The 18,489-nt window shown below is 64.2% G+C and carries 18 protein-coding genes; 8 read left to right on the top strand and 10 right to left on the bottom strand.

The genetic code is table 11. The features are described from left to right. Window positions 1-58: 58 nt before the first annotated feature. The 3 genes from waaF to XH91_RS11820 all read left to right on the top strand — a co-directional run bounded on the left by waaF (window position 59) and on the right by XH91_RS11820 (window position 1,991). Window positions 59-1,159 (top strand): lipopolysaccharide heptosyltransferase II, encoded by a 1,101-nt coding sequence (gene waaF, locus XH91_RS11830; protein ID WP_128950762.1) that lies wholly within the window; start codon window positions 59-61, stop codon window positions 1,157-1,159. Window positions 1,160-1,497: 338 nt separating this feature from the next. Continuing rightward, on the top strand, window positions 1,498-1,680 hold the full coding sequence (locus XH91_RS11825; RefSeq protein WP_128950761.1) for a hypothetical protein: 183 nt from the start codon (window positions 1,498-1,500) through the stop codon (window positions 1,678-1,680). Between the two features lie 2 nt (window positions 1,681-1,682). Beyond that, window positions 1,683-1,991 (top strand): PilZ domain-containing protein, encoded by a 309-nt coding sequence (locus tag XH91_RS11820; protein WP_128950760.1) that lies wholly within the window; start codon window positions 1,683-1,685, stop codon window positions 1,989-1,991. A 223-nt stretch (window positions 1,992-2,214) separates the two neighbouring features. Here the strand turns inward: XH91_RS11820 and XH91_RS11815 are convergent, their stop codons facing one another. Further along, window positions 2,215-3,252, bottom strand: coding sequence for a glycosyltransferase family 4 protein (locus XH91_RS11815; RefSeq protein WP_128950759.1), 1,038 nt, complete (start codon window positions 3,250-3,252; stop codon window positions 2,215-2,217). A 126-nt stretch (window positions 3,253-3,378) separates the two neighbouring features. Here XH91_RS11815 and galE point away from each other — a divergent pair, with 126 nt between their 5' ends. From galE to XH91_RS11800, 3 genes are all read left to right on the top strand, one after another. Next, the gene (gene galE, locus XH91_RS11810) at window positions 3,379-4,392 is read left to right on the top strand and encodes a UDP-glucose 4-epimerase GalE (RefSeq protein WP_128950758.1); all 1,014 of its coding nucleotides are present in this window, start codon (window positions 3,379-3,381) and stop codon (window positions 4,390-4,392) included. 118 nt (window positions 4,393-4,510) lie between these two features. After that, on the top strand, window positions 4,511-6,313 hold the full coding sequence (locus XH91_RS11805; protein ID WP_128950757.1) for an ABC transporter ATP-binding protein: 1,803 nt from the start codon (window positions 4,511-4,513) through the stop codon (window positions 6,311-6,313). Between the two features lie 34 nt (window positions 6,314-6,347). Then, a complete protein-coding gene (locus XH91_RS11800) occupies window positions 6,348-7,049 on the top strand; it encodes a fumarylacetoacetate hydrolase family protein (protein WP_128950756.1) in 702 nt (233 codons plus the stop codon). A gap of 124 nt (window positions 7,050-7,173) precedes the next feature. Here the strand turns inward: XH91_RS11800 and XH91_RS11795 are convergent, their stop codons facing one another. From XH91_RS11795 to XH91_RS11785, 4 genes are all read right to left on the bottom strand, one after another. After that, window positions 7,174-7,632, bottom strand: coding sequence for a YybH family protein (locus tag XH91_RS11795; RefSeq protein ID WP_164938324.1), 459 nt, complete (start codon window positions 7,630-7,632; stop codon window positions 7,174-7,176). A gap of 5 nt (window positions 7,633-7,637) precedes the next feature. Continuing rightward, complete coding sequence (locus tag XH91_RS11790) at window positions 7,638-8,567, bottom strand: aspartyl/asparaginyl beta-hydroxylase domain-containing protein (protein WP_128950754.1); 930 nt, start codon at window positions 8,565-8,567, stop codon at window positions 7,638-7,640. A 142-nt stretch (window positions 8,568-8,709) separates the two neighbouring features. Continuing rightward, entirely contained in the window at window positions 8,710-8,865 is a 156-nt protein-coding gene (locus XH91_RS38785) for a hypothetical protein (RefSeq protein WP_014493894.1), read from the bottom strand. Window positions 8,866-9,023: 158 nt separating this feature from the next. Next, window positions 9,024-9,947 carry a LysR family transcriptional regulator gene (locus XH91_RS11785; protein WP_128950753.1) on the bottom strand — a complete coding sequence of 308 codons (924 nt, stop codon included), beginning with the start codon at window positions 9,945-9,947 and terminating at the stop codon, window positions 9,024-9,026. A 205-nt stretch (window positions 9,948-10,152) separates the two neighbouring features. Here XH91_RS11785 and XH91_RS11780 point away from each other — a divergent pair, with 205 nt between their 5' ends. Both XH91_RS11780 and XH91_RS11775 read left to right on the top strand, forming a co-directional pair. Beyond that, window positions 10,153-10,863 (top strand): SDR family NAD(P)-dependent oxidoreductase, encoded by a 711-nt coding sequence (locus XH91_RS11780; RefSeq protein WP_128950752.1) that lies wholly within the window; start codon window positions 10,153-10,155, stop codon window positions 10,861-10,863. A 35-nt stretch (window positions 10,864-10,898) separates the two neighbouring features. Beyond that, entirely contained in the window at window positions 10,899-12,140 is a 1,242-nt protein-coding gene (locus tag XH91_RS11775) for a YbfB/YjiJ family MFS transporter (protein WP_128950751.1), read from the top strand. Between the two features lie 8 nt (window positions 12,141-12,148). Here XH91_RS11775 and XH91_RS11770 read toward each other — a convergent pair whose 3' ends face one another. From XH91_RS11770 to XH91_RS11750, 5 genes are all read right to left on the bottom strand, one after another. Next, the gene (locus XH91_RS11770; protein WP_128950750.1) at window positions 12,149-13,615 is read right to left on the bottom strand and encodes a flavin-containing monooxygenase; all 1,467 of its coding nucleotides are present in this window, start codon (window positions 13,613-13,615) and stop codon (window positions 12,149-12,151) included. Between the two features lie 51 nt (window positions 13,616-13,666). Beyond that, a complete protein-coding gene (locus tag XH91_RS11765; protein ID WP_128950749.1) occupies window positions 13,667-14,086 on the bottom strand; it encodes a nuclear transport factor 2 family protein in 420 nt (139 codons plus the stop codon). A 151-nt stretch (window positions 14,087-14,237) separates the two neighbouring features. After that, complete coding sequence (ahcY, locus tag XH91_RS11760; protein WP_128950748.1) at window positions 14,238-15,659, bottom strand: adenosylhomocysteinase; 1,422 nt, start codon at window positions 15,657-15,659, stop codon at window positions 14,238-14,240. Window positions 15,660-15,783: 124 nt separating this feature from the next. Beyond that, window positions 15,784-16,980 carry a methionine adenosyltransferase gene (metK, locus tag XH91_RS11755; RefSeq protein ID WP_128950747.1) on the bottom strand — a complete coding sequence of 399 codons (1,197 nt, stop codon included), beginning with the start codon at window positions 16,978-16,980 and terminating at the stop codon, window positions 15,784-15,786. A 61-nt stretch (window positions 16,981-17,041) separates the two neighbouring features. Then, the gene (locus XH91_RS11750) at window positions 17,042-18,397 is read right to left on the bottom strand and encodes a hypothetical protein (RefSeq protein WP_128954813.1); all 1,356 of its coding nucleotides are present in this window, start codon (window positions 18,395-18,397) and stop codon (window positions 17,042-17,044) included. Window positions 18,398-18,489 lie beyond the last annotated feature (92 nt).

Here is an 18,489-nt window from a genome sequence, read left to right as displayed (position 1 = left end):
GCCGGCCCGGAGCGGCTACCGAACCGCCAAACCTTGAGCATTGCGGCCCCATCAACAAATGAATGATGATTCACAATTTGGCAGGAATGAGGAACGGAGCGACACAAGCCCGATTCTGATCATTCCTTATATGTGGATCGGCGATTTTGTCCGGAATCACACCGTGGTCCGGGTCCTCAAGGAGCGATGGCCGAACCGGCCGGTCGATCTCCTCACCACCTCCCTTTGCGCCCCCCTGGTCGACTACATGCCCGGCGTGCGCGCCGGGATCGTCTGGGACTTGCCGCGCAGCCGCCTGGCGCTGCGCCGCCAGTTCGGCCTGGCCAAGCTTCTGCGCGAGCGGAACTACGGCACGGCCCTGGTGCTGCCGCGCACCTGGAAGGCCGCCATTGCGCCGACGCTGGCCGGCATCCCCGAACGGGTCGGCTGGGTCGGCGAATTCAGGTTCGGATTGATCAACAGATGGCGTTGGGGCGAGCGAAAGCTGCCCCGCTTCATCGACGAGAATGCCGCCCTGGCCCAGCCGGACGGCGCTCCCCTGCCTCCGGAATGGCCGGTGCCGCAATTGCGGGTTCCGGCTGAGGAGATCGCCCGCTGGCGCGAGGCCAACGGGCTGAGCAGCGGCGCCGCCGTGGCGCTCGCCCCTGGCTCGGTCGGGGTATCAAAACGCTGGACCTCCTATCCAGAGGCCGCCCGCCTGCTGGTCGAACGCGGGCTGGAGGTCTGGGTGGTCGGCGGCCCCGCCGAAAAGAGCCTCGCGCAGGAGATCGTCGCCGCCGGCGGCCCCGGGACCGCTGGCAGCCCGGGGACCGCTGGCGGCCCGGGGGTGCGGGACCTCACCGGCAACGATCTACGCAACGGCGTCCTCGCCATGGCGGCGGCCGGCGTCGCGATCTCCAACGATTCCGGCCTCATGCACATCGCGGCCGCGCTGGGCACGCCCACCATGGGCATTTTCGGCCCGACCAGCCCCTATCTCTGGGCGCCATTGAACGGCCTCGCCGCGACCGTCGTGCAAAACAAGAGCGTGCTGTCGTGCCAGCCCTGCCAGAGCACGGTCTGCAAGATGAACGACCACCGCTGCATGCGGGACATCGCCGCCGAAGAGGTGGTGGGGATTGCGCAGCGGGTGCTGAGGGAGACCGGGGCGCGCGTCTAGCCGTCGCTTACGAATACGGCTCGAGTTACGCCGGCAGAATTACGCAGAGGCGCGCCCCAGCTCACATGGAGCTGTCAGGCTCGGCGTCGAAATAGCGGGATACTTCGCGGATCGCCCAATCGTAGTCCTGCTCGTTGTGAAGGGGCTTCACGTCCATCATCACACAGTCTCCGCATCTATTCCGCGTACTCTTGGTGCTCCCAAATGGGAACGAAATCTTGAGCCGCAGAAGCTCTTGAAAGGTTACGCGCCCTCGTGGAACTGCGCCACATCATAACAAATGTTGCTTACACCCCCGGGACAACTTGGCATCCTCTCGCTTTCAGGGGAAACAGCCAATGGACGACGACTTCATCAGAGGACGCGCTCGAGACATCCGCGAGCTTGCGACGAAGGCGGATCCGTTCACCCAAAAGCGCCTGCTCGATCTTGCCGACACCTACGAGCGCAGGCTTCGTCCGGCGCCGCACGCCACGGCCAGACCGGCAGGCCGGCATTCGCAGCCGCAGATGAAGCGCTAGGCATGCCCAAGGAGAAAGAGCGCGACAGCCAGCGCGTCTCGTTCGAGCGGCCTCTGTCGGCACAGATGATGGCGATCGACGGCACCTGGCGCCGCGCCTGCTTCGTCAAGGACGTATCGGAGAGCGACGCCACGCTTCGCGTCGAGACGTCGATCGAGGGTCTCGCGCTGAGCGAATTCTTCCTTCTGCTCTCCTCGACCGGACTTGCCTATCGGCGATGTCAACTCGACCGCGTCAATGGCGACGAGCTCGAGGTCAGCTTCCTGCGTCAGAAGGCCCGGAAGACATCGAGCCGCGAGACGCCGGCTTGATCGAGGCGTGACCGTTGGGATTCGCTGAAGTTCGCGCATCCGGCGGCACGCCGGTGGACGTCGTCGCTGATCGTGGGATGCTGCCAATCTACACCTGTTTTGCCCGACGCATCAAGCAAATTTCGCAAAATCCGCATTCCAGCGCATCCGCCTCGGCAAGGCCTTGACCTGGCCGGTGCCGGCTACTGTGCATGGGGTTGTTTTCGCGTTTTGGAAAAGCAGCTCAAAGCAGCGGCCGATAGACCTCGCCGATCCGGGCCGCCTCCGCATCGAGGCTGAACCTCTCGAGCACCCGAGCCCGGCCGCGCTCGCCCATCGCGGTCGCCAAAGACACATCGCGCATCAGCGGCTCGAGCGCCACAGCCAGCGCGTCGGCATCGCCGGTCGGGATCAGCACGCCGCTCACGCCATCCTCGACCACCAGCGTCGCGGCTCCAGCGCGCGCGGCGACCAGCGCGCTGCCTGATGCCATCGCCTCGATCAGCGTCAGGCCGAAGCCTTCGTTGCGCGAGGTGAAGGCGTAGATCGTCAGCCGCTGGTACCAGCGCTGCACCTGTTCGATCGGCAGCTCGCCGGTGATGACGATGCGCGATTGCAGTCCGGCGGCTTCGATGCGCTTCGTCAGGTCGTTTGCAAACGACGTCTGCTCGGCCGTGACCTGGCCGACGATCACGGCGGTGAAGTCAGGATAGCGCGGCAGCAACAGGCACATCGCATCGACGAAGACGTCGGTGCCCTTCTGCGCCCGGACGCGGCCGAAGCAGCCGATGGCGTAACGGCCCGGCAAACCGCTTTCCGAAAACGCCGCGGCGCGATCGACCGGAGGCACATAGACGTCGGTATCGACGCCGTGCGGGATCACCGTCGATTGCACTTTCAGGAACGAAGCGGAGATGTCTGATGTCGCGATGATCGCGTCCATCCGGCGGATCAGCCAGCGCGTGATCCAGGTGTGATGGCGCTGCCCCGCCGACGTGAAGACCAGCTTGAGCGGCCAGCCCAGTGCGCGCAGCAACACGCCTGCGATCATCTCGTTGTTGCGCCGTGCGTGCCAGACCACTGGCCGCTTGCGGCGCCACAGTTTCAGGACATCGCCGACGGCGAGCCGCGCGATCCCCTCGGGCGCATCGGAGCCGAACCAGCCCGCGCGATAGAGCTTTGCCAGCCGCGGCGCCACCATCCGGTTGGTCGCGGTGACCCCGGAATAGCGCCTGTGCAGATTTGGCACGATCACGTCGAGATCATCAGGGGAATTCGCCACGTCATGCTCCGTTCGGTGCGTCCCCTATACGCAACATTAAGCATAGTGACCAGTTCAGCCGTGCCGAAACCCCCTCTTCACCGCGCAAACGTTAACTTGGCGCGTTGATCGAAGACGGGTGAGGTCATGACTGTGCTAGTCACCGGCGGTGCCGGCTATATCGGAAGTCACACGGTCCTGGCGCTGGCGGAAGCCGGCGAGGACGTCGTCGTGATCGACGATCTCTCTACCGGTTTCTCCACCTATCTGCCCGAAGGCGTGCCGCTGTTCATCGGCGATGCGGGCGACGAGAACCTGCTCGAGGGCGTGATCGCCCAGCACAATATCGAGAGCATCATCCATTTCGCGGGCTCGGTGGTCGTGCCGGATTCGATGCGCGATCCGCTCGGCTACTATCGCAACAACTTCACCACGGCGCGCAATCTGCTCAACGTCGCGGTCAAGCGCGGCATCGGCCGCTTCATCTTCTCCTCGACCGCCGCCGTCTACGGCAATCCGGACCAGGTGCCGGTGCCCGAGCACGCGCCGACCCGGCCGCTGTCGCCCTACGGCTCCTCGAAGCTGATGACCGAGATCATGCTGCACGACGTCGCCGCCGCCTACGGCATGCAGTACGTCACCCTGCGCTATTTCAACGTCGCCGGCGCCGATCCGCAGGCGCGCATCGGGCTTGCCACCGTCGGCGCCACGCATCTGCTCAAGATCGCGGTCGAGGCCGCGACCGGTCAGCGCGCCAAGATCGACGTGTTCGGCACCGACTATCCGACGGCGGACGGCAGTTGCATCCGCGACTTCATCCACGTCACGGACCTGTCGCAGGCCCATCGCTCGGCGCTGGCCTATTTGCGCAACGGCGGCGCCTCGACCACGCTGAATTGCGGCTATGGCCGCGGCTACTCCGTGCTGGAGACCATCGACGCGGTGCGCCGGGTGTCGGGTCGCAGCTTCGCCGTCCAGTACGCCCCGCGCCGCCCCGGCGACATCATGACCATGGTCGCCGACACCAGCAGGATCCGCGGCCTGCTCGACTGGAAGCCGCAATACGAGGACCTCGAGACCATCGCGGCCCACGCGCTGGCCTGGGAGGACAAGCTGTTCCGGGAGCGCCACGGCGAACTCCGCCACGCCGTCTCGGCCTAGAATCGCATCCTGCGCAAGCCCTTAATTGGGCTTGAAAAGCGGCGCTTTAGCGGGCACAGAGGCCATTCGATCCCTGACGCGCGGGCAGGCTTTTCCCTGCGCCGTCAATGGACTACGGATGGCCCAGTTTCCAAAGAAAATCACCGACGATCCCTATGCGGCGATGGTCCTCATTCGCCGCCTGGTCATGGAACAGGGGGTCGTCTACTGGCGGCGCTACCTCGTGGCCTTCGCGCTGATGGCGGCTGCCGCGGGTGCGACCGCAGGCGCGACCTATGTGCTCGGGCAGGTCATCAACCAGGCCTATGTCGACAAGAACATCCCGGGCATCGCGATGTTCTCCGGCATCACGGTGATCCTGCTGTTCATCAAGGGCGTGGCGACCTACGGCCACATGGTGATCCTGACCAAGATCAGCAACGCCATCCTCGCCAACAACCAACGCCAGCTGTTCGCAAAACTGATGCGCGAGAGCGTCGGCTTCTTCTCCGAACGGCATTCGTCCGAATTCCTGGCACGACTCACGGCTGGCGCCAAGTCGATCACCGACGTGCTGAACATGCTGGTCAACGCCATCGGGCGCGACGTGATGATGCTGCTCGCCATGATCGGCGTGATGGTGTGGCAGGATCCGCTGATGTCGTTCATCGGCCTCGTCGCGGTGCCGCCGGCGATGCTGGTGCTGCGCAAGCTGGTCAAGCGCATCAAGGGCCTCGCCTTCAACCAGTTCACCGGCACCGCTGACATCATGGAAACGATGCAGGAGTCGCTGCAAGGCATCCGCACCGTGAAAGCCTTCACGCTCGAAGAGACCATGCAGAAGCGCATCGACGAGAACATCGCGATCGTCGAGCGCAACGCCAACAAAATGGCCCGCGTCGCCAACCGCTCCAACCCGCTGATGGAGATGCTCGGCGGCTTCGCCGTCGCCGGCTGCCTGCTGTACGGCGGCTATAGCGTGGTCGCGCTCAACGCGACGCCCGGCGCGTTCTTCTCCTTCATGACGGCATTCCTGATGGCGACCGAACCGGCCAAGCGGTTGGCACGGCTCAACATCGACCTCAACAGCCAGCTCGTCGGCGCGCGCATGCTGCTCGAAGTCGTCGACAGCCCTGCCAGCGAGCACTCCGACGACGACAAGCCGGCGCTGAAGCTCATCGACGCCCGGATCGAGCTGCGCGATGTCAGCTTCTGCTATCGCTCGGGCGAGACCGTGCTCAACCGCATGAGCTTCGTCGCCGAACCCGGCAAGGTCACGGCGCTGGTCGGCCCGTCCGGCGGCGGCAAGTCGACGGTGCTGGCGCTGCTCTTGCGCTTCTACGAGGTGACGCAAGGCGACGTCGTCATCGACGGCCAGTCGATCGGCGCGATCTCGCGCAAATCGCTGCGGGCCCAGACTGCCTATGTCGGCCAGGACGTCTATCTGTTCCGCGACACCATTCGCAACAACATCGCCTTCGGCAAGCCAGACGCGAGCGAGGACGAGATCATCGAGGCCGCGAAGGCCGCGTGCGCGCACGATTTCATCGTGAGCTTCCCGCTCGGCTACGACACGCCGGTCGGCGAGCACGGCACGCAGCTCTCCGGCGGCCAGCGCCAGCGCATTGCGGTCGCGCGTGCGCTGCTCAAGAACGCGCCGATCATTCTGCTCGACGAAGCAACCGCCGCGCTCGATTCCGAATCCGAGCGGCAGGTGCAGGAGGCGATCGAGCATCTCTGCCAGAACCGCACCACCATCGTGATCGCGCATCGCCTGCACACCATCATGCACGCCGACAGCATCCTGGTGGTCGAGGGCGGCGAGATCGTCGAGCAGGGCCGTCACGACGAACTGCTCCGCCGCTCGGGCCGCTACGCCTCGTTCTTCCGCCTGCAACATCGCGACGCCGGCGCTCTGGCGCCGATCAGTGCAACCGCATAGAGTTCCTTCAACCCAAGAGCAGCGAGATCGCTCCATGAACGCCGCCTCCTACGTCATCCCGCTTCCGCCCCAGGCTTCGCTCCCCGTCGTCGGCGAGAGCGGCCGCTATCCGGTACGCCGCATCTGGTGCGTCGGCCGCAACTATCTCGAGCATATCCGCGAGATGGGCAATGACGAGCGCGCGCCGCCGTTCTTCTTCGCCAAGCACGCCGACATGCTGGTGCCCGATGGCGCCACCATTCCCTATCCGCCGCTGACCAAGGATCTGCATCACGAGGTCGAGCTCGTCGTCGCGATGAAGAGCGGCGGGCTGAACATCCCCGCCGACAAGGCGCTCGACCATGTCTACGGCTATGCGGTTGGCATCGATCTCACCCGCCGCGACCTCCAGATCGCCTCGCGCAAGAAGGAGCGTCCGTGGGAGATCGGCAAGTCGTTCGATGGTTCGGCGCCCTGCTCCGCGGTACAGCCGGCATCGAAGATCGGCCATCCCACCAAGGGCAAGATCTGGCTCACGGTCAACGGCAAGGAAGCTCAGAAGGGCGACCTCACCGAGTTGATCTGGAACGTGCCTGAAATCATCTGGCAACTCTCGCAGCAAGTGAAGCTCGCCGCCGGCGACATCATCATGACGGGCACGCCGGCCGGCGTGTCGCAGCTCCAGCCGGGCGACAAGCTCGAATGCGGCGTCGACGGCGTCGGCACGCTGAAGGTGAGCATCGGGCAGCCGGAATAGTCTCGAAAGCGTAGGGCGGATTAGCGAAGCGTAATCCGCCACTTTTGCGCGACAAACTGCGGCCGTCGATGGCTGCGCGGCCGCACGGCGGATTACGCTTCGCTAATCCGCCCTACGCATCGAACTACCGGGCCTTCACCGGCCGGTTGGCGTGACTCGCTTGCGGCACACCGCGATTGAGCGACATGTGCGAATGCACGCACAGCCAGCCATCGCCATTCCTCGAAAAGATCATGGTCGCGCGGCCAGGGCGGGGAAACGCGCTGTCATCGGGATGATAGCCCGTGCTCGTCCACGGCGCGATCACCGTTGCCATCGAGCCATCGGAAGATGCCAGGACCGAGGTCTGGTCGAGCACAAATCGGAAGCCGGTCGTTTTCGGCCACACGTTGTCCCACTGTGTGGTGACCCACTGATCGAGACCGGGAATGACGTCGTTATGCGTGCCGAACGCCAGCACGTCAGGATGAAACAGCGGGCGTGCCGAGGCGTAGTCGACCTCGCGGACATAGCCGGCGAATGTTTCCAGCCAGTCCCGGAAGAACTCCACGACACCGGCGCTCGCCGTCGGCAAGGGCTCCACGGTCACTAGCGCAATGCCGAAAACACGATGAGGCCCAGGACCAGCGCCGTCAGCGAATACTTCAGCGTGTAGTACACGTTGCGGTTCCACTCCTTGACCTTGCGGCTGCCGAGATGGATCTCGTAGAGCTTGCCGAACACCTTGTTGAGCGCGCCGACATGCTCGCCATCGACGTTCTGGGTCGCCGACGCCTTGACGATGTGATGGCTGACCCAACGGTTGATCGCGGTCATGAAGCCGTACTTCATCGGACGCTCGACGTCGCAGAACAGAATGATGCGGTTGACATCAGTCTGGTTCTCGGCGCTGTGGATGAAGGTTTCGTCGAACATGAAGGCTTCGCCGTCGCGCCAGACGCATTCGACGCCGTCGACGAGGATGCGGCACTTGTTCGAGTTCGGCGTGACGAGACCGAGGTGGTAGCGGAGCGAGCCGGCGAAGGGATCACGATGCGCGCCGAGCTTGCCGCCCGGCGGCAGCATGGCGAACATCGCGCCGTGCACACTCGGGATCGACTTGAGCAATTCCACCGTTTTCGGACACAGCGCGTTCGCCGAAGGCAGGAAGTCGTCGTACCATTTCAGGTAAAACCGCTTCCAGCCGCTCTTGAAGAACGAGTAGAAGCCCCAGTCGTTGTTCTTTGCGGCGGCGCGAATGAAGCCCTCGTCGAACAGGCGCACCGCCTCGTCGCGGATGGTTTCCCAGTTTTCGCTGAGTGGCTTCAGTTCCGGAAACTGCTCGACCGAGATCACCGGCTTGTTCGGCACCGCCGAGCCCGCATACATCAGCACATTGTAGGGCGCGAGGTAGGTCGAGTGATCGCCGAGCTGGCGCGCGAAGCGGAGCCGTTGCTTGCCGCGGAAGTGAACGTAAATCGTCGATGCCACAAGCACATATAAAATGACGAGTTGCGGCGCAAAAAGCTGTTTCAACATTTCCCCAATCCCGAGTGACCCAGCCGGGGTGTCGTGTAACCCGCGGCGCCCTCACCGGCAAGATATTCACCGGGGGGTTGCGGTCACGCCGGGGAGAGCCTGGAGATGGAACCGGGGCGAAAACGGACCAAAACGGGCCGAATCACGCCCGGGACAACGCCTGGAGACCCTTGAAAGTCAGGCGCTTGGGATCGGTGACGCCCGCGAGATAGAGCCGGCGGATAAAGGCGATGACAGCGTCGCGATCACAATCGGTCAGCGCCACAACGGCGTCGACCGCGATCTTCTGGGCTTCCATTGGGCTCACCTCGGCCTTGCGAGTAACCCCGGCCGAGACAGGCTAGGACTCATCCGTTAAATCGGCGTTAACCGTTTGGGAACCATCGCCGATTCAACCCGACGGCCGTATACGCAAAACAACGCATTGGCAGTCGCGCTGCGGCCGCAATGTCTAGACTAGCGCGCACCGAGACTCTTCTTGAGCAGCGCGAACTGCTTCTTGAGCCGGGGGACCGTGAAGTCGGTGAAGGCACGCACCTTCGGCACCGAGAGCCGACCCTGCGGACAGATCAGGTGAACCGGCATCTCGGGGTCCTCGTCGCCGGCAAGCACGATCTCGAGCTCGCCGCGCGCCACCTGCTCGGCGACCTGATACGAGTACATTCGCGCCACGCCGCGCCCGGCGACGGCAGAAGCCACGGCGGCATAGGTGCTGCTGACGGTGAGGCGCGGGATGAACTGGACCGTGCGGGGCGCGGACGAGTTTTTCGGCGGTTTGAACGTCCATGAATTGGGAAGATGGGCCATCGCCACGACCTGGTGCTTGGCGAGATCGCCGGGCTCTTCGATCCGCGGATGTTGCTTGAGATAGCGCGGGGCAGCTACGACGACACGGCGGACCTCGCCGATCCGCGTCGCCACCATCGCCGAGTCCGCGAGCGGACCGATGCGGAGCGCGATATCGACGCCTTCGTCGATGAGATTGACCGCGCGGTCGAACAGCAGGAGCTTCGCCGATACCGTCGGATAGGCGTCCAGAAACGCATCCAGGATCGGCCGCAGCACCATCTCGCCCGACACCACGGGAGCGGTGATCGTGAGCAGGCCGCGCGGCGCGGTGCGCGGGCCAGCTGCTATATCGGCGGCTTCTTCCAGCTCGATCAGCACGCGGCGGCAGACCGCCACATAGCGCTCGCCCTCCTCGCTCAGCTTGATGGATCGCGTGGTCCGATGCAGCAGCTCGGCACCGACCCGTTCCTCGAGAAATGCGATGGCGCGGCTGACCGCCGCAGGCGAACGGCCAAGCTTACGCCCCGCGGCGGCAAGACTGCCCTCGTCCACCGCAAGGACGAATACCTTCATTGCATCGAGACGATCCATGCCTTGCCGCGGCCCTCTGAAAATTCCACCGGCAAGCTAGGCGTTTGCCCCATCAGCGACAACTCCCGCCAGACGCCGGTCCGGCATTCGTGCGCGCCGCGAAAGAGTGTCTGCCGGGCAGCGCGTATTCGCGGCCGGGCCACCGCGGCCTACCTCACAGCCGAAGCCGGCGAGTGCTGGCACCAACCAACAACAGGAGCCCGTCATGGGTATCGAGCAAAAGGTTGCCATCATCACCGGTGCATCGCAGGGCATCGGCGCCGCGCTAGTCCAGGGCTTTCGCGATCGCAATTACCGCGTTGTTGCGACCGCGCGCTCCGTCAAGCAGTCGGCCGATGACGATGTCCTCGCCGTTCCCGGCGACATCGCCGACCGGAAGACGGCCGAGCGCGTGGTCGCGCAGGCCATCGCCCGCTTCGGCCGCGTCGACACGCTGGTCAACAACGCCGGCATCTTTGTCGCAAAGCCGTTCACGCAATATACCGCCGAGGATTATGCGGCCGTTATGGGAACCAACGTCGCAGGCTTTTTCAACATCACCCAGCTCGCGATTGCCGAGATGGAGAAGCAGGGCTCTGGCCACATTGTCCAGATCACGACCACCCTGGTCGACCAGGCCAATTCGAACGTGCCCTCGGCGCTGGCCTCGCTGAGCAAGGGCGGGCTGAACGCGGCGACCAGGTCGCTCGCGATCGAGTATGCCAGGCGCGGCATCCGCGTGAATGCGGTGGCACCAGGGATCATCAAGTCGCCGATGCACCCGGCGTCGACGCACGCCCAATACGGCGCGATGCACCCGGTCGGCCATATGGGCGAGATGTCGGACATCGTCGATGCCGTGCTCTACCTGGACGGTGCGTCCTTCGTCACCGGCGAGATCCTGCATGTCGATGGCGGTCAGAGCGCCGGCCACTGAGCGCATCCGCGCGCCCGTGCGCGCACGAGGATAACATGATTGAACTCAATGCAAATACCAGGCACCACGCCCGGCCGCAGCAGCGGCTGGGCACAGCGTCAGAGTCGACTTGGCGATATGCCGCCGCCGGCCTCGCCGCGTCGCTGGTCGGGCTTGGCCTCGCCCGCTTTTCCTACACGCCGCTGATCCCGGCGCTGATCGCAGCAAAGTGGTTCAGTGCCTCCGACGTCGTCTATCTCGGTGCCGCGAACCTTGCCGGTTACCTCGCCGGCGCACTCGCGGCGCGAGCTGTCGCGGCACGGATCGGCGCAGTCAGCGCGTTACGGGCAATGATGCTGCTTGCCACCCTCTCCTTCTTTGCCAGCTCTGCTCCGGTGTCTTTCATCTGGTTCTTCGCCTGGCGCTTCCTCTCGGGTCTCACAGGCGGCATCATCATGGTGCTGGCGGCCTCTGTAATCCTGCCCCACACCCCGGCCAGCCGGCGCGGCATCGTCGGCGGCGTGATCTTTGCCGGCGTCGGGCTCGGCGTGGCTGCATCGGGCACGCTCGTGCCGCTGCTGCTGCAACAGGGCTTGCAGCAGAGCTGGTATGGCCTTGGTGCCCTTGCGGCCGTTCTCACACTCGCGAGCTGGTGGAACTGGCCCGCGGAAGCCAGGAGCGAGTCTGCGGCTGCACACCACACGAGACAGCATCACACCTCGCCCGTCGCTCGGGCGCTGCTGATCCAGTACGGGCTGAACGCGGTCGCGCTGGTGCCGCACATGGTCTTCATCGTCGATTTCGTGGCGCGCGGTCTTGGCCAGGGTATTGCCGCGGGATCACGCTATTGGGTGCTGTACGGTCTTGGCGCGATCGTCGGCCCGCTCGTCACCGGCCATCTCGGGGACCGCTCCGGATTCGGCCCGGCCTTGCGCGCAGCCTTCCTGATCGAAGCATCCGCCGTGCTGCTGCCGACCGTCAGCACCGCACCGGCTTCGCTGATCGTATCAAGCGTGGTGATCGGGGGCTTCACGCCGGGCATCGTGCCTTTGGTGCTCGGCCGCATCCATGAGCTTGTCCCGCACGCCGGCGAGCAACAGCGCGCGACATGGAGCCATGCCACCACCAGCTTTGCGCTGTTCCAGGCCGCCGCGGCTTACGGCTTCTCCTGGATCTATGCGCAGACCGGCGGCGACTATCTCGTCCTGTTCGCCCTCGGCGGCGGCGCCGCGTTGCTGGCGCTCGCGATCGACCTTGGCCTCGCGCTCACCACGCGCACGGCCTGGAAGCGAGACTGACGGCATGATCAGGAATACCGCATCACGCCGTCATCGATCTTGCCGAAGCGCAAGGAGACGATATCGAGCGCATAGTTCTGGTACAGCCGCCACGGCCGCTTCGAACCTTGCTTGGGCATCCTGGCGACCGAGCGCTGCACATAGCCCGAGGTGAAATCCAGCGACGGCTGCGCGGTGATCTCGGGGTCGTCATTGTGCGGCATGGCCTGCCGGAAATTGTGCCGGTCCATGTAGTTGATGAGCCGGCAGACGTACTCACACGTGAGATCGCATTTCAGCGTCCAGGACGCATTGGTGTAGCCGAAGGCCGATGCCATGTTGGGCACGTCGGCATACATCATGCCTTTGTAGGTCAGCGTACTGGCAAAATCGACGACACGGCCGTCGACGCTGACATCGAGGCCGCCGACGACCTGGAGCACCAGGCCCGTCGCGGTCACGATGATGTCGGCGGCAAGCTCGCTGCCGTCCTTGAGGCGGATGCCATCGTGCGTAAACCTGTCGATCTCGCTGGTGACCACGGCGGCGCGCTTTTCGCGAATTGCCTTGAAGAGATCCCCATCAGGCACGAGGCAGAGCCGCTGGTCCCAGGGATTGTAGCGCGGCGTGAAATGGGTCGCGATGTCGTAGTCCGGCCCGAGTGCGGCTCTCACGCCCGTCAGGATCAGGTTCTTCACCTTCGCCGGCCTGCGCCGGCTGAGCTGGAAGAAGAACATCCCCCACAACACGTTGCGCCAGCGGATCAAATGATAGGCCAGCCGCGCCGGCAAGTTGCGGCGCAGCTTGTTGGCGACGGGATCCTGCGCCGGGCGCGACACCACGTAGGTCGGCGAGCGCTGCAGCATGGTGACCTGTGCAGCCTTCTTCGCGAGTTCCGGCACCAACGTCACCGCGGTCGCGCCCGAGCCGATCACGACGACGCGTTTTCCGGCGTAGTCGATGTCCTCGGTCCATTTCTGAGGATGCACGACGCGGCCGGCGAAGTCGGCAGCACCCGCGAACTCCGGCGTGTAGCCCGCCTCGTATTTGTAGTAGCCCGCGCACAGAAACAAGAAATTGCAGGTAAAGCGCACGAGCTCCGTGGCGCCCTCGCCCGCGGTGCGCTCGGCCTCGATGGTCCACCGCGCATCACTCGTCAACCACGCCGCCCGCTTGACGCGATGACGGAAGCGAATGTGCTTGTCGATGCCGTTCTCGGCCGCGGTCTCGCGCACATAGTCCAGAATCTGCGGCCCGTCGGCGATCGCCTTCGGATCGGTCCACGGCTTGAAGGAATAGCCGAGCGTGAACATGTCGCTGTCCGAGCGGATGCCGGGATAGCGAAACAGGTCCCAGGTACCGCCGCTGCAGTCGCGTCCCTCCAGGATGACGTAGCTCTTGCCCGGGCACTTGGTCTGCAGATGATAGCCCGCGCCGATGCCCGATAAGCCGGCGCCGACGATCAGCACGTCGAAATGTTCTTTGGCTTCGGTCATTCCGCTTCTCCCTCGACGCAGGATGGGCGGCAGCGCGCCAAATTGCAACCATCAAGGGGTGGCGGCGGCGACGACACAAGCGGTGTCGAAATACTCGTAAAACTCGACCGCCTTGCCGTCCTTGAAGCGCCAGAAGTCAACCTTGGGCGTCTCCGCGGTCTTTCCGGTTCGCTTGTTGGTCCAAGCACATGTGCCGCGCGCGAACACGGCATCGCCTTGCGCGACGTATTCGTTGATCGTGTAGTACTGCATGGCCCAATCCGCCAGCAGACCGTCGAAATAGCCGCGAAGCCTGGTACGGTCGTCGTACTGAGTGGCGAATGCCAATGGCTCGGCACCACGCGGTATGGATCCAAAGCTGATCTGCGGGCCGATGACGCTGTCGAACCAATGGTCGACGCTTTGACCCTTGCTGTCATTCCACAGGCGATAGGCTTCCGTCAGCAACCGAACGTTGGCTTCGCTGGACATCGCGTCCCCTCCAAATGCAATGAATGAAATGCGGCCGCCCGCTTCAAAAGTGGCAGGCTTCTCTTGGCTCTACCTGAGAGCGTATCAGACAGCGGGACAACAAAAAAGCCCCGGATCGCTCCGGGGCTTCCTATCGCAAGTGCGTGCGATCTCAGTAGCGGTAGTGGTCCGACTTGTACGGACCTTCCTGCTTCACGCCGATATAGTCGGCCTGGTCCTTGCGTAACTCGGTGAGCTTGACGCCGATCTTGGCGAGGTGCAGGCGCGCGACCTTCTCGTCGAGCGACTTCGGCAGCACGTAGACTTCCTTCTTGTACTTGCCGTCCTTGTTGTTGGCGAACAGCTCGATCTGCGCCAGCGTCTGATTGGTGAAGGACGCCGACATCACGAAGGACGGGTGGCCCATCGCGTTGCCGAGGTTCACGAGGCGGCCCTCCGAGAGCAGGATGATGCGATGCTTGTCGGGGAATTCGATCTCGTCGACCTGCGGCTTGATGTTGGTCCACTTCAGATTGCGCAGACCCGCGATCTGGATCTCGTTGTCGAAGTGGCCGATGTTGCAGACGATGGCGCGATCCTTCATCGCGCGCATGTGCTCGATGGTGATGATATCCTTGTTGCCGGTGGCGGTGACGAAGATGTCGGCGCGGGGCGCGGCGTCTTCCATGGTCACGACCTCGTAGCCTTCCATCGCGGCCTGCAGCGCGCAGATCGGATCGACTTCCGACACCATCACGCGGCAGCCGGCCTGGCGCAGCGAGGCCGCCGAGCCCTTGCCGACGTCGCCGAAGCCCGCAACCATCGCGACCTTGCCTGACATCATCACGTCGGTGCCGCGGCGGATGCCGTCGACCAGCGATTCACGACAGCCGTAGAGGTTGTCGAACTTCGACTTGGTGACGCTGTCGTTGACGTTGATGGCGGGCCACAGCAGCGTGCCGGCCTTCTGCATGTCGTAGAGACGATGCACGCCCGTGGTGGTTTCTTCGGAAACGCCCTTGATGCTCGCGGCGATCGCGGCGAAGTAGCCCTTCGGCTTCTCCTTGAGCTGCTTCTTCAGAAGCGCGAAGAAGACTTCCTCTTCTTCCGAGCCCGGCTTGTCCAGGAACGCGGTGTCGCCCTTCTCGGCGCGCAGGCCGAGATGGACGTACATGGTGGCGTCGCCACCGTCATCGAGGATCATGTTCGGGTGACCGCCGCCGTGCCAGTCGAACAGCTTCGCGGTGTAATCCCAGTAATCCTTGAGCGTCTCGCCCTTGACGGCGAAGACGGGAATGCCGGCGGCGGCGATCGCGGCGGCGGCGTGGTCCTGTGTCGAATAGATGTTGCAGGAGACCCAGCGGATGTCGGCGCCGAGCGCTGCCAGCGTCTCGATCAGCACGCCGGTCTGGATCGTCATGTGCAGGGAGCCGGCGATGCGCGCGCCCTTCAGCGGCTGCTTCGGGCCGAACTCCTCGCGGGTCGCCATCAGGCCGGGCATCTCGGTCTCGGCGAGCGAGAGTTCCTTGCGGCCGAAATCGGCGAGCGAAATGTCCTTGACGATGTAATCGTTGAAGCCGGGCTTCGCGTTCATGGGGGGTTCCTGTCTGTTTGGCTCGTCATTCCGGGGCGCTCGTGAAACGAGCAAACCCGGAATCCGGAGGTTCGAGATTCCGGGTTCGCCGCTTGTCGCGGTGCCCCGGAATGACGCAAGAGAACTAGACCGCGCGCTTGAGCGCTTCGACGAGATCGGTCTTCTCCCAGGAGAAGCCGCCCTCGTTGTCGGGCGTCCTGCCGAAATGGCCGTAAGCCGAGGTGCGCGCGTAGATCGGGCGGTTGAGATCGAGATGGGTGCGGATGCCGCGCGGGGTGAGGTCCATCGCCTTGGCGGCCGCCTTCTCGAGCTGATCCTCCGGCACCTTACCGGTGCCGTGGGTGTCGATGTAGATCGACAACGGACGCGCCACGCCGATGGCGTAGGCAAGCTGCAGGGTGCAGCGGTCGGCAAGGCCGGCGGCGACGATGTTCTTGGCGACGTAGCGGGCAGCATAGGCAGCCGAACGGTCGACCTTGGTCGGATCCTTACCCGAGAACGCACCGCCGCCGTGCGGCGCCGCGCCGCCGTAGGTGTCGACGATGATCTTGCGGCCGGTCAGGCCGGCGTCACCATCGGGGCCGCCGATGAAGAACTTGCCGGTCGGATTGATGTGCCAGATCGTCTTCGGCGTGATCCAGTCCTTCGGCAGCGCCTCGCGCACATAGGGCTCGACGATGTCGCGAATCTGCTTGGAGGTGAGATCCTCGACCAGATGCTGGTGCGACACCACGATCTCGCGCACGCCGACCGGCTTGCCGTTCTCGTACTGCACGGTGACCTGGCTCTTGGAATCAGGGCCGAGCACCTTCTCCCTGCCGGAGTGGCGGGCTTCCGAGATCAGACGCAGGATCTTGTGGGCATAGAAGATCGGCGCCGGCATCAGGTCGGGCGTCTCGTTGGTGGCGTAACCGAACATGATGCCCTGGTCGCCCGCGCCCTCTTCCTTGACCTCGCCCGGCTGCAGCGCGTCGACGCCCTGCGCGATGTCGGCCGACTGCGGGTGCAGCAGGATCTCGATGTCGGCCTTCTGCCAGTGGAAGCCTTCCTGCTCGTAGCCGATGTCCTTGATCGCCGCACGCACGACGCTCTCGATCTGCTCGTTGGTGACCGACTTCGGACCGCGGGTCTCACCGGCAATCACGACCTTGTTGGTGGTGGCCAGCGTCTCGCAGGCGGCGCGGATAGCCCACGGATCGATGCCGGCTTTCGGCCCTTCGCGGTAGAACAGATCGACGATTTCATCGGAGATCCGGTCACAGACCTTGTCCGGATGACCTTCAGACACGGACTCGCTGGTGAAGAGATAGGACGCGCGCATCAAGAAACCCCTTGTTCCACCGCTACCGGCGGACGTTTGCGATGTTTACAGTTGGATTATGTCAATCACGCCGGCGCGAGATGACGTAGGATTCGTCGAGAAACCAGAGCCCGTTGTACTTTCGCAGCACATCCCTGGCGGCATCCAGAGTGCGGCCGTTTTGAGTCATATCTGTCAACCGGTCGTCCTCAATCTGAGCGACATACACCGCCGCATTCCACGCTGCAAAGGCCGTCGAGGTCCCGATCGTACCGGTCACCTCGTTGGGCAGCGCTTCCATATCATACCTGAAGATCGAACGGTTATCCGCATAGGCATTAAAATTTAGGTCGCGGCCCAACGATCCGAGCTCATACTTAACGGCGCGCAATAGCTCATGACGGCTCACCGAGAAAGGGTTTTCTCCGGGCCAGATCGCCTGGATCATTTCCATGCCGGGATCGTGACCATGGGAGTGGATTCCGATCAGGCGGCCGCCCGGCCGCAACGCCCGTGCCAGCGGTGCAATGATCCGCTTGGCCCGAAAATTGACCGAGGACAGGGCCCGGTATGGCTGGGATGCGATCACGAGATCGAAATTGGCCTCGGTCTGGCCGGGCCTCGGAATGGTCGAATCGAGCAGGAATCGATGGTCGTCGCGGTAGAGCACGAGCACGACCGGCCGCTCGTAGAGCGGCATCGCCGTACGCGGGCTGATCGCGGCGCGCCAATTCTGCTCCAGGAACGGCCGTAGCTCGGCAATCTGCTGCTCGAACTCGCCCGACGAGGCGCCCCGCAGCGGGACCTCGTGCCAGACGGTGGCAGCGGCTGCGGCGGGCGATGCCGGCGTGAGCCAGGGCGCCTCCGAATAGAACATGTTGGTGAAGACGAAAACCGACGCCGGGTGCTCGAAAATGCGGTCCGGCACCTTCTCGAGCGTCAGGCGCAGATCCTCGAGACTAAGCTCTTTGCCGGCAACGTAGAACGGCATGTGGGGGTAGCGCTGGTGCGTGGCGCGCAGCACCCGCGCCAGCACCGTTCCGTCGCCGACACCGGCATCGAAAATGCGCAGCGCCGGCGGGCGCGGATGGATGGTGGAAAGCTCCAGCGCGACGCGGTCGGCGATCACCCGCTTTTCGCTGCAGGTGTGGACGAACAGCAGATATTTCTGCCGGTTCTCGAAAAAGCGGAAATTGCCGCGCGGATCGCGCTTTTCCGGGGGGACCTGAAGCCCCCGGGGCGGCGGCAGGCCGCCCGTGGTCGATGCCGCAATATAGGCCTGGATCCGCTCCAGCGTGTCGATGGTGATGCGCTTGCCCTCGCGCAGGCGGTGCACGAGCTTCCCATCGTTCACCGCCCGCCGGCCAAAGGTCGATTCCGCCATATCCGCCTTGCGGCAGAACTCGGTGATTTGGCTCAGGATTTCGTCGTTCTTCATGGATGGGAAGTTGGTGGGCAGAGGAATTGGGATCAACTTCCTAGCAAATTCTGCCCACCGAGGGAATACCACGACTTGGTTTACCCAAGACG

It is taken from the genome of Bradyrhizobium guangzhouense (genome assembly GCF_004114955.1).
Classification (GTDB): domain Bacteria; phylum Pseudomonadota; class Alphaproteobacteria; order Rhizobiales; family Xanthobacteraceae; genus Bradyrhizobium; species Bradyrhizobium guangzhouense.
This window is presented reverse-complemented; position numbering and strand designations above follow the sequence as displayed.

Excerpts from the sequence above, each read along its gene's own strand:
- waaF (WP_128950762.1), top strand. The coding sequence starts at position 59 with ATGAATGATGATTCACAATTTGGCAGGAATGAGGAACGGAGCGACACA.
- XH91_RS11825 (WP_128950761.1), top strand. The coding sequence starts at position 1,498 with ATGGACGACGACTTCATCAGAGGACGCGCTCGAGACATCCGCGAGCTT.
- XH91_RS11820 (WP_128950760.1), top strand. The coding sequence starts at position 1,683 with ATGCCCAAGGAGAAAGAGCGCGACAGCCAGCGCGTCTCGTTCGAGCGG.
- galE (WP_128950758.1), top strand. The coding sequence starts at position 3,379 with ATGACTGTGCTAGTCACCGGCGGTGCCGGCTATATCGGAAGTCACACG.
- XH91_RS11805 (WP_128950757.1), top strand. The coding sequence starts at position 4,511 with ATGGCCCAGTTTCCAAAGAAAATCACCGACGATCCCTATGCGGCGATG.
- XH91_RS11800 (WP_128950756.1), top strand. The coding sequence starts at position 6,348 with ATGAACGCCGCCTCCTACGTCATCCCGCTTCCGCCCCAGGCTTCGCTC.
- XH91_RS11790 (WP_128950754.1), bottom strand. The coding sequence starts at position 8,567 with ATGTTGAAACAGCTTTTTGCGCCGCAACTCGTCATTTTATATGTGCTT.
- XH91_RS38785 (WP_014493894.1), bottom strand. The coding sequence starts at position 8,865 with ATGGAAGCCCAGAAGATCGCGGTCGACGCCGTTGTGGCGCTGACCGAT.
- XH91_RS11785 (WP_128950753.1), bottom strand. The coding sequence starts at position 9,947 with ATGGATCGTCTCGATGCAATGAAGGTATTCGTCCTTGCGGTGGACGAG.
- XH91_RS11780 (WP_128950752.1), top strand. The coding sequence starts at position 10,153 with ATGGGTATCGAGCAAAAGGTTGCCATCATCACCGGTGCATCGCAGGGC.
- XH91_RS11775 (WP_128950751.1), top strand. The coding sequence starts at position 10,899 with ATGATTGAACTCAATGCAAATACCAGGCACCACGCCCGGCCGCAGCAG.
- XH91_RS11770 (WP_128950750.1), bottom strand. The coding sequence starts at position 13,615 with ATGACCGAAGCCAAAGAACATTTCGACGTGCTGATCGTCGGCGCCGGC.
- XH91_RS11765 (WP_128950749.1), bottom strand. The coding sequence starts at position 14,086 with ATGTCCAGCGAAGCCAACGTTCGGTTGCTGACGGAAGCCTATCGCCTG.
- ahcY (WP_128950748.1), bottom strand. The coding sequence starts at position 15,659 with ATGAACGCGAAGCCCGGCTTCAACGATTACATCGTCAAGGACATTTCG.
- metK (WP_128950747.1), bottom strand. The coding sequence starts at position 16,980 with ATGCGCGCGTCCTATCTCTTCACCAGCGAGTCCGTGTCTGAAGGTCAT.
- XH91_RS11750 (WP_128954813.1), bottom strand. The coding sequence starts at position 18,397 with ATGAAGAACGACGAAATCCTGAGCCAAATCACCGAGTTCTGCCGCAAG.